The organism is Caballeronia sp. KNU42 (assembly GCF_053760385.1).
Map to the genome: position 1 here is coordinate 614,516 of NZ_CM132388.1, position 13,470 is coordinate 627,985.

Sequence of the window (13,470 nt, forward strand, 5' to 3'; positions counted from 1 at the left end):
CAGGGCGCAACTACGGCCTGGATGTACTGCGAGAAATCCATCCAGGGTTCACCCTTGTCGGGCCCGTAGCGGCCGATCAGAAACGAGCGACGTCTATGACCGCATCGGCGAACGCTTTCGGCGCTTCCTGCGGCAGGTTATGCCCGATACCACCGCCGATGTTCCGATGCGCATATTTACCCGAGAACTTCTTCGCGTAGGCGGCCGGATCGGGATGCGGCGCACCGTTGGCATCGCCTTCCATGGTGATGGTCGGAACCGAGATCAGCGGCGCCGTCGCCAGACGCTTTTCCAGGTCGTCGTATTGCGGCTCGCCCTTGGCCAGCCCCAGACGCCAGCGGTAGTTGTGGATCACGACCGCAACGTGATCGGGATTATTGAACGACTCGGCGGAGCGCTCGAAGGTGGCATCGTCGAAATTCCATTTCGGTGATGCGGTATGCCAGATCAGCTTGTTGAAGTCGTGGCGATTCGCTTCATAACCTGCATAGCCGCGCTCGGTCGCGAAATAGAACTGATACCACCACGCGAACTCGGCTTTCGGCGGTAGCGGCGCACGGTTGGCTTCCGGACTGCCGATCAGGTAGCCGCTGACGGAGACCATGGCCTTGCATCGTTCGGGCCACAACGCAGCGATGATATTCGCCGTTCGCGCACCCCAGTCGAAGCCGCCGAAGACTGCCTTGTCGATTTTCAACGAGTCCATCAACGCAATGATATCGAGGGCGACGACCGACTGCTGGCCGTTGCGCACGGTATCGGCGGAAAGGAATCGCGTTGAACCATAGCCACGCAGATACGGCACGATGACCCGATAACCCGCCGATACAAGCAATGGTGTCACATCTGCGAAGCTGTAGATATCGTAGGGCCATCCGTGCAGGAGGATCACGACCGGTCCATTCTGCGGGCCCGCTTCCGCGTAGCCGATGTTGAGCGTACCGGCGTTGACCTGGCGAATGTCGTCGAACGAAGCGGGACGTGTCGTTGGCCTGGCGTCGTTCGACTGCGCGTTGGCGGATACGCTCAAGCCAAGTTCCAGCAAACTGATACCGGCAATGGTCGTTCCAAGCAGGCGACGGCGTCGAGTATTGATCGGGTCTGACATGGCTGATTCTCCTTGAAGATGGGCCACGTGCGAGCGGTGCCGGATTCGGCATGCTCCTGATGAATAAAAAAAGCGATAACGCTGCTGCGCTCAGCGGGAAGCGTGCAGAAACGATTTGAACGACTGACCCATCGGGCGCATGCGGATATCCGGAGCAAGATGCTTCCACGGCAGGTCGGCCGGGTCCGCGGCCATGGGACCGGGCGCTTTTGCTACGAGAATGGCCTCGGCAATGCCCTCGAAGTCCGCCCGGAAATGAACCGAACTCTTGTTCACGAGGATCTTCATTTGCTCGGGTTCAATGCCGGCCACGCGGAACAGGTTGCGATCGAACACCTGCATCTTGACGGAGCTCACGGCAATCCTGACGCCTTCGATGCGCAAACAGGCGACTGGTCCCAACTCACCTTGCATGCCGTTGAGCATTGGTCCGTCGAAGCGGAAGCGTCCGTCCGACAAATACTCGACTTCGAACTCGGCCGCGAGCGGCGAGTCGCCTGGCACGCTGGGGCTACCGCCCAGCGACAGCGAAATACGCGCACCCACGCCGGCGCGATGCGCCGCTTCTGCTGCCTGCGCATCCCAGATCACGCCCACGGCCGCACCGGTCGCGCCGTTGCGCAACAGGGCGCGCACCATGCCCATGGTGTTCGAGTCGCCGCCTACGCCCGGGTTGTCCTGCGTGTCCGCGATGATGACGGGCTTGTCAGAACCCGTGCTTAATCGGATCGCCTCGAGCACGGCTTCGTCCGGTGTCAGGAACGGCACTTCCCAACGCGATTCTTCGTTCACGATCTTCGAAAAGAGCGCGTTCGCCGCGTGCTCCGCGGCTTCTTCGCTGAACGAATACGCCCAGATGACCGGACCGCATTCGGGAAAATCGGCAGCCGGAAAACCCGGTGTAAACGATGCGGACACGACCGGCTTTTCTTCAAGGTCTTCCAGCAGCTGATACATCCCGCGTGCAGGTTCGACCAGCGTACACATGCCGTTCACGGGAATAAGGAACGGCACGCGACGAACCGCATAATGCAACGGGCGTCCTTGCGATACCAGTTCTTCGAGAATCAGCGCCGCGCGTTCGCCTGTGTCCGCCATATCGACGTGAGGATAGGTCCGGTATGCCACGAGCGCACTGGCATGCTTGAACATGCGCGCGGTGACGTTGGCATGAAGATCCAGCGAGATGACTACCGGCATGCGATCACCAACGATCCGGCGCACGCGTTCAAGAATCTCGCCTTCGCCGTCATTGTGTTCTTCGGTCACCATCGCGCCGTGCAGGTCGAGATAGATCGCGTCGAAGCCGCCTTCATTGATCGCGGCAATGATCTCACCGCCGATCCGTTCGAATGCGTCCGTGCTCACGTGCGCAGATGCACTGGCGCCGGCCCAGATCACGGGCAACAGCTCGTGCCCGCGCGCCTGTGCCGCCTTGATGAATCCACCGATCGGGACGTTGACATCGCGAAGCCCGAGCACATCGGCGCCTCGCACCATCGGAGGGAAGCCTTCTCCTTGAACGAAGCTCGGATAAGACGCCTTGGTCGGCGCGAAGGTATTGGTTTCATGCTGAAAACCAGCGATCAGTATTTTCATGGGTTTCACCTGTTACTTGAATTGCATTACGCTGCACGTGTAAATGATATGGATACCTACGTTTTATATATCCATGAATAAATCGGGGATACGGCCCTGCGTGAGCTAGTCTTTATCCAGCGTGAGCTTGCCCGTCAGTATCAGGACGCCGGCCACCGCGGCCGTGCAGGCCATGACAAAGAGGCCTGCATGCATGCTTCCCGTCCATGCTTTGGTCCAGCCGACCACCGCGGGTCCCCAGAATCCTCCCGATAACCCGACCGTATTGATCAGCGCAATGCCGCCCGCCGCCGCGGTTCCCTCGACAAGCTCGGAGGGAATGGCCCAGAAGACCGTATAGGCCATCCACAGGCAGGCGGTTCCCAGGGTTAGCGCCAGGAGGGTCATCGGCAGGTTGCCATCGGCGAGAATGACGGCGATCAGGCAGGCCGCCGCACCGAGCGCCGGAATCGCGCAGTGGTAGCGCCGTTCGCCCGTCCGGTCGGAGCGACGTCCGGCGAGGTACATACAGACCGCCGCGGCTACATAAGGAATCGAGGTGTACCAGCCGAGGCGCAGCGTATCGCTCACGCCTTGCTCCTTGAGCAGCGTCGGCAACCAGAAGCTGATGGCATAGATCGGAAAGATGATGCTGAAGTACGCAAACGCGAGCACATAGACCCTCGGGCTCTTCAGCAGCGCCTTGAACGAATCCGCCCGATGCTGGCTCGGCGCTGTTTCGTGCTTCAGCAACTGCTTTTCGTCGTCGTTCAACCAGCGCGCGTCCTCGGGGCGATCAGACAGCACACGCAGCGTGAGGAGGCCGAGCACGATGCATGGCAGGCCTTCGACAAGAAACATCCACTGCCAGCCCGCCAGGCCACCGACACCGGTAAGGCGCGTCATGAGCCATGCCGACAACGGTCCGCCTACTATCCCGCCGAGCGGCCCGGCCACGAACACGAGGGCGATGGCGCGCGCCATGCGCGCCGGGCCGTACCAGCACGAGAGGTAATAGATCATGCCCGGCGCGAAACCCGCCTCGAAGACGCCGAGGAGAAATCGCATCGCGTAAAAGGCGGGCACGTTACGCACGAACAGCATGCAAGCCGATGTGATGCCCCAGAGCACCAGGATGCGGCTGAACGTCCGCCGCGCGCCTACCCTTGGCAACATCAGGTTGCTCGGCAATTCGAACAGCACATACCCTATGAAGAAGATGCCCGCACCGACTCCGTATGCGGCGTCCGAGAAACCGAGGTCCGTCTGCATCTGGAGCTTGGCGAAGCCGACGTTCACGCGATCCAGATACGCAAACATGTAGCAGGTCACGAGAAACGGCAGGAGCCGCCAGTTGAGCTTGCTGTACAGCGCGGCGGCAGGGTCGCCCGAAGGGTCGCCCGCGGTCGAAGGGTGGATTGCTGACATGCGTGTCTCCCGGTTTCCGTTCACTGGACCAGTTGTAAGGGTCGAGTTCATGGTGGCAGGGAGAAAATAGACTAGCAAGAGCAACTAAGTTCACATATCGTTGCTCTACGAACAACACAAGCGGAGCGGTCAAATGCGCGAGATCAACCAGCAGCGTCTTCGGTATTTCCACGAGGTGCTCACTCACGGCACCATCCGCGGCGCCGCTGACCACATCAATACTTCACCGTCGGTCATCACGCGGCAGATCAAGCTGCTCGAGGACGAACTTGGCGCCGCGCTGTTCGAGCGTCAGGCTCGCGGTGTCAAGCCGACGGAAGCCGCATTTCATTTATTGGAGTTCTGGCAGGGCTACCGGTCGCAGCAAGAAAAACTCGAAGACCAGCTGCACGCGTTGAAGGGACTTCAGCAGGGCCGTATCCAGCTCGCCGTGAGCGAGGGGTTTGTCGATACGCTCGTTGACGACGTGCTGGCGCCGTTCTGCGCCCGCTATCCCCGTCTGGAAATCAGCATGACCATGCTGGCGGTGGACGCGCTGCTGGACGAGGTAGCGGAAAGCCGCGCGCATATCGGGCTGGCCTACAATCCGCCGCCGCATCCGCGCATTGAATATCGGGCGAGTTCCAGCCAGCCTGTCGTGCTGTTGCTGCGAAAGGATCACCCGCTCGTTAAACGCAAGGGTCCGGCAAGCATCGAGGATTTGCGCGCTTATCCGCTGGCCCTCATGCCATCCACGTTCGGGATCGGCCATGTCGTATCGATGCTGGAACTCGCGGAGAACATCACGATCCGCCCCACGATAACAACCAATTCCCTCAGCGCATTGAAGCGCTTCGTGACGGCTGAAAATTTCATGACGCTTATCGGCGAATTCGCTGCATACCGGGAGCTTGCGAGCGGTGAACTGACAACGGTGCCGATCGCGCATCCGTTGTTTGAAGGGGCGCAGGCGAGGGCGTTGGTCAAGATCGGCAGGCCGCTCGCCGCAGGTCCGCTCGAACTGCTCAACTGGATTCAGGAACGCATGCCGATGTTTGCCGCGCCTCGCGAGACAGACTCGCGAGGCCGAACGAGCCGCGGCCGGCGCAAGAGATAAGCGGTGGCAAGGCAGTAGCCAAAGACCGCCGATGTTCGCGACCGTGGTTGCGTGGGCGTGAACGATGTGGACAAGACGTCTACTGTCACGCCGCGTGCAATTAGCTACTAAGCAATGCGAACTTTATCGATAGAAGAGGAGAGGGTCTCTGCATTGCTGTCGACAGACGCGTGCTCGCCTGCAGCAATTGACATGGCGGCCAGATATCCGAACGTCAACGCTGGTCCAAGCGTAATCCCGGCGCCAATGTAGCGTCCGCCCACCGGCGAGTTCATATCGTTGCCGCAAGCGTAAAGTCCGGGAATTGGACGGTTATCACGATCAAGAACTTCGCCGTGACTTCCGGTCACAAGACCACGGCTTGTACCGAAATCGCCCGGCATCAGCTTGACTGCGTAAAAAGGCCCTCGCTCAATGGGCCCAAGGCAGGGGTTGGGTGAGTGGGCAGGGTCACCCTTGTAGATGTTGTAGGCGGACGATCCCTTCCCGAAATCCGCATCCACACCCGTGGCTGCAAACTGGTTGTTGCGGGCGACGCTGCGTTCCAGCCCGCTGCGGTCAACGCCGATCTTGCCAGCAAGTTCCGCCAGGGTCCGGCCGCTGAAAAGGTATCCGGACTTCTCATAGCGCCGCAGCGACAAACTGCCGGGAAGGATGACGCCAATGCCGTACTTTTTTACTGTCGCCGCGTCGGCAACAAGGTAGGCCGGAATGGCGCCGGCATTGAACATGCCGAGGGTGAAAGCGTGGTACGACGCCGCCTCGTTGGTGAAGCGGTTCCCGTCCTTGCCCACTGCAATGAAGCCGGGCTTGGGACGGTCAAGCATGAAGTGTCCCCACAACACTTTATCGCCCGTTTCGTTCGACAACACCGACATGGGCACATAGAAACCCGTGTCCTCGGAGTTGTGGTCAAGCCGCCCCCCGGCCGATACACCCAGATGAATACCTTCGCCAACGTTGCCAGGCAGCCCGAGTGTGAGATCGACGGTGGGCTTGCGCGAGTGTTCCTGGCGCATTTCCTGGCTGCCCGGGTATCCCCCGGTCGCAATGACCACACCCCGGCGAGCGCGGATTCGAAGTGTACGGCCGTCCTGAACGACTTCTGTGCCTATGACGGTACCGTTATCGATAATCAGTTTGGTGGCGGACGATCGCAGCCGGACTTCGATTTGCCGATCCAGTATGGTCTTGTACAGGCGCGCGATGAGCGCATTGCCGCCAACCAGCCGGGTGCCCCGGTGATAGCTCAAGCGATCCACGCCATAGCGCAAAAAGCGCTTCATCACGTGGATGAACGACCGGGCTGATTTCGTGAAGGAAAGGAAGTGGAGCAAGTCGACCAAGTCAAGCATCATTCCACCGAACGGCGCAAACGCCGGTAGCGGGGCACGTAGATTCTTGAAGTGGGCGCCAAGCTTGCGAGCGTCGAATTCCAGCGGAGCGTGAGCGCGGCCGAACATGCCTCCCTCCAACTCGGGGTGGTAGTCCGGGTAGTCGACTGCGACGACCTCCAGCGCGGAGTTGCGCAACATATAGTCGAGGGCGGTCCGGCCTTCGCGGATGTACGCTTCCTGCAATGAGCGGTCGACACTAGCACCGACAGTCTCGGCAAAGTATTTCCGCGCCTTTTCAAATGAATCCTTGAAGCCGGCCGCCTGCATTGGCGCGCTGTCAACGAACCACATCATGCCCACCGACCATGCGGACGTTCCGCCGACCTGATCGGTCTTCTCGAGAATGAGCGGTACAAGTCCCTCGTTCTTCGACACGATCGCGGCCGTCATGCCGGCAGCCCCTGCGCCCATGATGATGACGTCGACCTCACGGTCCCAATTCTCCGTCGTTGCGGTGCTCATGGCGTTTGTCCTGTTTTAAGTGTTTCTGACAGATCTGTCCGGAAATCGATGTGCATGTACGCCGCTGAAAAGCGGTCCCATCACAAGAGCGTAGTGCGTATCACGACGCAGTCAAATCATGCGATATAGCATCATGCTTTAAATAATAGATTTATATCGAATGATGCGTTTCGGGATAAAAAATGTCAAGAACTTCAGGAAATTCTCCTGGCGAGTCTTGTCCGGGTTCCGCTTGCTGCAGGTGCACATGTTTCCCCGCCGCAGAGCTCCCAAAATTTCTTGACATCAATCATTCCATGAAAGATGATTCGATATCAATCGAATATGTGTGATTACACGTCGAGATCGACGTCGCACGTTCGTCTGGAATTTCCGTGGGCACCACGCCAAGCCTCAACCTCGCAAAGGTTGCATTTTCAGCAAGAGGAGAAACAATGAGCAAGCTTCAGTTGTCCGTTGCCGTAGGCAACTACGATCGGATCAGGCCCTTGGTCGACGGTGAGATTCAGATCGAAGGCGTGGACCCGGTGTTCATGTTGCAGGATCCCGAGGAGATCTTCTTTCGCGCTTTCAGGCACGCGGACTTCGATATCTGCGAACTCTCGCTCAGCAGCTACTCGGTGAAGACTGCCGCGGGGACCTCGCCCTACATCGCCGTGCCGGTCTTTCCGTCGAGAGCGTTTCGACACACGTCGATTTACGTGCGCACGGACAGGGGCATCAACAGCCCGGAAGATTTGAAGGGCAAGCGCATTGGTGTGCCGGAATATCAGCTGACGGCAAACGTCTGGGTCCGTCTTTTTCTCGAGGAAGAGTACGGTGTGAAGCCTTCCGATGTGACCTGGGTGCGCGGTGGTTATGAAGATCCGGCCAGGGTAGAGAAAATCACGCTGAACTTGCCTCCTGATGTGAAACTGGAGAACGCGCCGGAAGGCAAGACGATCTCGAGCTTGCTTGCGGACGGCGAAATAGATGCCGTCATTGGGCCGCGAGCGCCTTCATGCTTTGACCGTGGGCATCCTCAGGTCAAGTACTTGTTCGACGATCCGCACAAAGCCGCAGCAGATTGGTACACGCGTACGAAGCTGTTTCCGATCATGCACACGCTTGGCGTCAGGAAGACGCTGGCAGAGAGTCATCCCTGGCTACCAGGCGCATTGATGAAGGCATTCGAGAAGTCTAAAGCGCTTGCGTTGGCGCGTCTGAGCGACACGGCGGCTACCAAGATGACCCTGCCGTTCGTCGAGGACCAGCTACGTGCCGCTCGCAAGCTGATGGGTACGGATTTCTGGTCATATGGCTTCGCGGACAATGAGCATCCTATTGACCGCTTTCTCGCGCGCCATTTTGCCGAGGGGCTCTCAGGTCGCCGCCTCGAACCGCGTGAGCTGTTCCATCCGGCAAGCCTCGAAAGCTTCGCAATTTGAAGGGGAGCAGCAGGGACGGGCCGCGACAAATGCCCGCTATCGAAGGGGACCCCGAAGCAAGAAGCGCATTTGACCGCGGCGACACTGGCGCGCCTTGTTTTGACGCGCCGGTGAATCAAACGCGATAAGCGGGTGCGCCCTGCGGGGCGCGGGATGCGCCGCCATCGATAACGATTTCCGCCGCCTGCATGCTGCTTGAGTGGTCCGACGCGAGAAAAAGCGCGGCTCGGGCCACCTCCTCGGCATCGTTGAGACGGCCAATCGGAATACTTCTGATCAGGCTTTTCTCAAGCTCCTGCAAGTCCTTCTCCGTATGGGCGAGGGTGTTCCAGATCGGGGTTCGGGTGGGACCAGGAACCAGCGTGTTGACACGAATGCCTCGAGGCGTAAGTTCGGAGGCCAGTGCACGCGCCATGCCCGATAGTCCGGCTTTGCTGGCAGCATATGCCCCGAATCCTGCGATTCCCATTGTTGCGACAATGGAGCCGATCAGGATAACTGACGATCCGGAGCGAAGGTAGGGGAGCGCGGCTTGCACCGTATAGAAGCTCCCGGCCACGTTGATCCTGAGCACGCGTTCAAAGAGCTCGCTGGACGCATTCTCCAAAGGGGTGGGAGATACCACGCCGGCACTTGCAAACAGGACATCGATACGACCAAACCGGCGATCCACTTCTGCGAAGGCGGCGCCGAGGGCTTCAGTATTCGTGACATCGGCCTCGATCGTCACGACGCTGGCGCCAAGCTGACTGCGAGCGACGCCGAGCGTTTCAGGATTGTTGCTCATGATGACGACATCCGCGCCCGCTTCGAGGAACAGCCGTGCCGAAGCGAATCCGATTCCGCTGTCTCCGCCCGTGATAACCGCCACTTTCTTGTTCAACTCCATGTGCGTGTCTCCTACGATTGTTAGAATGTGGATAACGTTTCAACGCACTTCACGATAACTCAACACAACAGCGTGCCGAGGTTGACGCTCCCAATGCGCTCTCTTGTTGCGATGATTTTTTCATTGCCGTCTTTGCGAACCCGCAGTTCCATTGTCGAGGTTTGCTCAGTCAGACCCGAGAAGCGGAAATCTCCGAAATGATCAGTCGTCGTGGTGCGCTCGGTGGGTTCGTCCCCGCCGGCGGAGTCGCACAGCACGACTTCAACACCCGCCAGGTTTCGCAGACGGCCGTCGCCAGTGGCTTCGCTGACGTTGCCCGCTACCAGGTAGCTTAGAGCGTCATCCAGATTGCGGTAGAAGACGCGAGGCCTGGTGCCGAACTCGGGGTGCATGACCGAGAGGTGCTCCTTCTGCACCATTTCTTCCAGTTCTTTGTCGGGCATGTTTAGCGCGCGAAGCGCCTTCGTCGGGCAGGCTTGTGCGCAACGCGGTTCTTTCCATCCGGCGTCAAGCAGGTGCGCATCAAAATTCCAGTTCTGCGGCACCTGTTCCTGTTCGTTCCATTCAATCATGCCGAAGGGGCAGGTCTTCACCAGATCCAGCCTGCCGCGTGACTTCTCCGGGTCAATGACCACGACGCCGTCCGGGCGTTTATAGATTGCTCCATCGGGCGCTGCCTTGATGCATGGAGCGTTATCGCAGTGATTGCACATCTTCGGAATATAAGTCACGTCCACCAGTGACCCCTCTCCCCGAACATGACGTTCGACACGAATCGTATCGAGCCCCTCGGGAGGGTGCGGTGCGGAATAACCGGGGAACTCGTTTCCGGTGTACTCGTCTTTTGTCGAGAGCACGCAGTTTCTGCAATTGATGCAGAGGGAAACGTCCACTACCATGGCCCAGCTCATGCTGCCTTCTCCAGTGTCGTGTCCCATTTCTCCACCTCCACCCAGCAACTGTTGGGAATAATTCCGTCTGCGGTTGCGCTCATCTTTCGCCCTGGCGTCAGGAGATTGAGACAACCTCCGCGATCGACCAACCCGACCGACGTCTGGACCAGATCGAGTTCACCGCATGATTCGTTTGCGCGCGCAACGCCATCCTTGATGAGTTGCGAAACGTCGATTGCGCAGATGACCGACGCCTGGGCGTTGTAGACACGCACCAGATCGCCCGCCTGCAGGCCGCGCCCCGAAGCATCTATGGGGCTCATGCGCAGGACCCAGTATCGGTAGCCTCCAACGTTCATCCGGTGCTCATTGATCGTGCTGATGTGGCTATTTTTTCCATCGGCCTGGGTGTGGAAGCTGTAGACCGGGTGATTGGTCACGAGTTGTAGCGGAAACTTTTGTTTCACACCGCTCTGACTGTTGATGTACCGGTTGACCGCCGGCCTCGCGGGATCGATCTGCTCGATACGGCGCAGGCTGGACGGAACAAACTCGAACTTGCCTGACTGCGTTGGCAGCCCCTGGCTGAACCCGGTCGAATACACGCCGGGAAGAGGGTTAGCTTCCGGCAAGTCTTTGGTGCGGCCCTCTGCGAACCAGCGCATGTCCACCGGTTGCTTGTCATCGTCCTTGGGAGGCGGCACGACGTGATAGCCTTTCTGCAGGAATTTCTTCCACGTGGTCTGCTTCGGAAGATCCGTGGAGTTGAATATCCGTTCGCACCAGGTCAGTTCCGATCCACCGCCTTCCGAGTACATGCCGCCATAGCCGAGCTTTGTCAGGATCTCCAGGAAGATCTCATAGTCCGACTTGGATTCGCCGAGAGGCTCGATGCATTTGTGCTGCATGATCATCATGCGATGATTGAGCTGGCTCTGCGCATGCTGGATGTAGCCGCCACAGTTTGCCCATTCGGAAATATCGTCACGCTCGAGCGCGGTACATGCTGGCAGGATGATGTCTGCAAACTGCGCTTCGTTTTCCATCCATATAGATTGATTGACGACGAACTCGAGGGATGAATCACGATACGCTTCGATCAGTCTGTTCGAGCCTGGAACCGTGCCGAAAGAAGACGAGCCGTAGCGGTACAGCATGTGAACCCGCGAATGGCCCAGCTTCGGATACGAGTATTGGCCAAATTGTCCTTCAGCCGAGAAGCCGTCCCAGAAGTAACCGTCCGCACGTCCCTGCGTGATGGCCTCGGCAAGCCGTTGACGAGGAATGGACTGCTTCACCGGATTGATCGTGATGATGTGAGGCATGCGGCAATAGTTGTTGGCTGCGCTCGCGGTGTAAGTCAGGTCGCCCGAAATTCCGCCCTCGGCGTAACCGGGAAAGTAGAAGTTCAGGTCCTGGGGAGCACCGATCTGAAGATTGCCGAAGTTGATCCCGGGTTTCCCCCATCCCTGCATGGCCATCATCATGACGAGGCTTCGCGTCCATTGAGCGCCGGCCTCTGTGCGGCATGCTCCGCCAAAGCCTGCGCCAAGGCCTCCTGCAGCGAGGTACGTCTTCCTTGACGCCCACAACGTCGCGAGACTGCGGACGTCTTTCGCGGGAATGCCGGTTTCAGCTTCCTGCCACTCAGGCGTCTTCGGCGTGCCATCCTCTTCACCGAGGACATAGGCACGCCATTCGTCGAAGCCAGTCGTCTTGGATGATACGTATTCCTTATCATAGCTGCCACTGATCATCCATTCATGCATGATGGCGATCGCGAGCGCTGAATCGGTGCCGGGCTTGATCGGTAGCCATTTTCCACCGAGGAACTGGGCTGATTGCGTCAGGTACGGGTCGATGTGAACGAACTGTATCCCGAGCTGTTTCGCCCACAAGCGGCGCTCGGTGCCCTCGAACCCGGCGTACACCCCGCTGGTCGACTCGGGATCGCTCGACCAGAAGACGATCACCTCCGCGTGTTCAAGACAGTCTACGGTGGTGCCATAAAAGCTCGGCGTGCCCAGGCGCAGGCTGTTGCCGTAGTGATGCATGGCGCCCCAATACCAGCCTTCCCAGCTGATCGGGCTCATTTCGATGCGGGTGTATCCAATCAGGTTACCGAAGCGCTGCATGGCGCTCAGGTAGTAGTTCACGTTTCCCCATTGATGGTGCGCACCGGTGGCCATCGCGATAGCACCAGGACCATGCTCCTGCTTCATGCGGCGGATTTCACCGGCGACTACGTTGAGCGCTTCGTCCCAACTGATGCGCTCGTAGCCGGAAATACCGCGGTTCTGAGGATTGCGTTCTCCGTTTGGGTCGAAATCGACCCGCTTCATTGGATAAAGAATTCGCTTGTCGGAATAGACGAGGGATTTGAGTGAGAGCGCGTGGGGGCTGACGGTTGCACGTCGTGCGGGCGAAAACCGGCGGCCCCGCGCGGTGATGGTCCAGCTTGGTCCGTCCTCCTCCGCGAGATCGATGGGAGTCGTCCGGATGATCTTGCCGTCCTTGACGAAGACAAAAACCGGTCCCCCATTTGTGAGCGTGACATAGCGGGTCGTTCCATCCTTCATCGGGGTACCCGTGCGCCAGGACGCCGTCTTCATGGTGTTCACCAGTTGCCCGAACCAGACGAGCGCCTGATCGCTGCCGCCTTGCGTGATCTTGAAGTTCTTGAGCGCATCGATCAGGAACGCATGATCGGTCGTGGGCGCCAGCATCTGGCGTGCTGTGGCGGCATCCATGAAGACAAGTTCGGCATCGGGCCGAGGAGCCACCCCCCAGCGCCCCGACACGGTGCCGTTTTTGAAATGAAGCTGCCTTGCGAGGCTGTTGTCCCGCAGCCGAAGCTGGATCACCCAGTCCCCCGCGACAAGATGTGCACGCACGGACGGAAACCTGCGTGCCGCTATTCTTAGAACAGTCGGCATCAGCCAGAGTATGAGTACGAGGATGTGTCTTTGCATACGAGCCTTCCCTGAGCTGAATGCGCCATCACAAGGCGCGATAACCAATCCCGAACGACGACGCAATGATGTTTGCCAACCAGTTGAACTACCCGTCCCGTCTCATGGTTGTTGTTTGCGGTACCGCACCATAAGAGGCTGCGCAGATTCAGACGAATGCGTCGGCACCTGTTGTATGATCTTCCTCGTGACGGATTATTTGCACAAAGACGATTCCATC

Annotated in this window: 9 protein-coding genes; 2 read left to right on the forward strand and 7 right to left on the reverse strand. The window is 58.9% G+C overall.

What is annotated here, in order from left to right; translation table 11 throughout:
* Positions 1-76: 76 nt before the first annotated feature.
* From ACSOSP_RS02680 to ACSOSP_RS02690, 3 genes are all read right to left on the reverse strand, one after another.
* Positions 77-1,108 carry an alpha/beta fold hydrolase gene (locus ACSOSP_RS02680; RefSeq protein ID WP_455309406.1) on the reverse strand — a complete coding sequence of 344 codons (1,032 nt, stop codon included), beginning with the start codon at positions 1,106-1,108 and terminating at the stop codon, positions 77-79.
* A gap of 90 nt (positions 1,109-1,198) precedes the next feature.
* Entirely contained in the window at positions 1,199-2,707 is a 1,509-nt protein-coding gene (locus ACSOSP_RS02685) for a M81 family metallopeptidase (RefSeq protein ID WP_455309407.1), read from the reverse strand.
* A gap of 105 nt (positions 2,708-2,812) precedes the next feature.
* A complete protein-coding gene (locus ACSOSP_RS02690; protein ID WP_455309408.1) occupies positions 2,813-4,114 on the reverse strand; it encodes an MFS transporter in 1,302 nt (433 codons plus the stop codon).
* A 133-nt stretch (positions 4,115-4,247) separates the two neighbouring features.
* Here ACSOSP_RS02690 and ACSOSP_RS02695 point away from each other — a divergent pair, with 133 nt between their 5' ends.
* Positions 4,248-5,210, forward strand: coding sequence for a LysR family transcriptional regulator (locus ACSOSP_RS02695; protein WP_455309409.1), 963 nt, complete (start codon positions 4,248-4,250; stop codon positions 5,208-5,210).
* A gap of 107 nt (positions 5,211-5,317) precedes the next feature.
* On the opposite strand, the gene ACSOSP_RS02700 is transcribed toward ACSOSP_RS02695, so the two are convergent.
* Positions 5,318-7,069, reverse strand: coding sequence for an FAD-binding protein (locus ACSOSP_RS02700; protein ID WP_455309411.1), 1,752 nt, complete (start codon positions 7,067-7,069; stop codon positions 5,318-5,320).
* 434 nt (positions 7,070-7,503) lie between these two features.
* On the opposite strand from ACSOSP_RS02700, the gene ACSOSP_RS02705 reads away from it, so the two are divergent.
* The gene (locus ACSOSP_RS02705; protein WP_455309412.1) at positions 7,504-8,496 is read left to right on the forward strand and encodes an ABC transporter substrate-binding protein; all 993 of its coding nucleotides are present in this window, start codon (positions 7,504-7,506) and stop codon (positions 8,494-8,496) included.
* Positions 8,497-8,611: 115 nt separating this feature from the next.
* Here the strand turns inward: ACSOSP_RS02705 and ACSOSP_RS02710 are convergent, their stop codons facing one another.
* Genes ACSOSP_RS02710 through ACSOSP_RS02720 form a run of 3 tightly spaced genes read right to left on the reverse strand, consistent with a single transcriptional unit; the run spans position 8,612 to position 13,250 of the window.
* Positions 8,612-9,385, reverse strand: a complete 774-nt coding sequence (locus ACSOSP_RS02710; RefSeq protein WP_455309413.1) for an SDR family NAD(P)-dependent oxidoreductase — start codon at positions 9,383-9,385, stop codon at positions 8,612-8,614.
* A gap of 59 nt (positions 9,386-9,444) precedes the next feature.
* Complete coding sequence (locus ACSOSP_RS02715; protein WP_455309415.1) at positions 9,445-10,296, reverse strand: 4Fe-4S dicluster domain-containing protein; 852 nt, start codon at positions 10,294-10,296, stop codon at positions 9,445-9,447.
* Positions 10,293-13,250, reverse strand: a complete 2,958-nt coding sequence (locus ACSOSP_RS02720) for a molybdopterin-dependent oxidoreductase (protein ID WP_455309417.1) — start codon at positions 13,248-13,250, stop codon at positions 10,293-10,295. Before ACSOSP_RS02720 ends, ACSOSP_RS02715 begins: the two co-directional genes overlap by 4 nt.
* Positions 13,251-13,470: the final 220 nt, after the last annotated feature.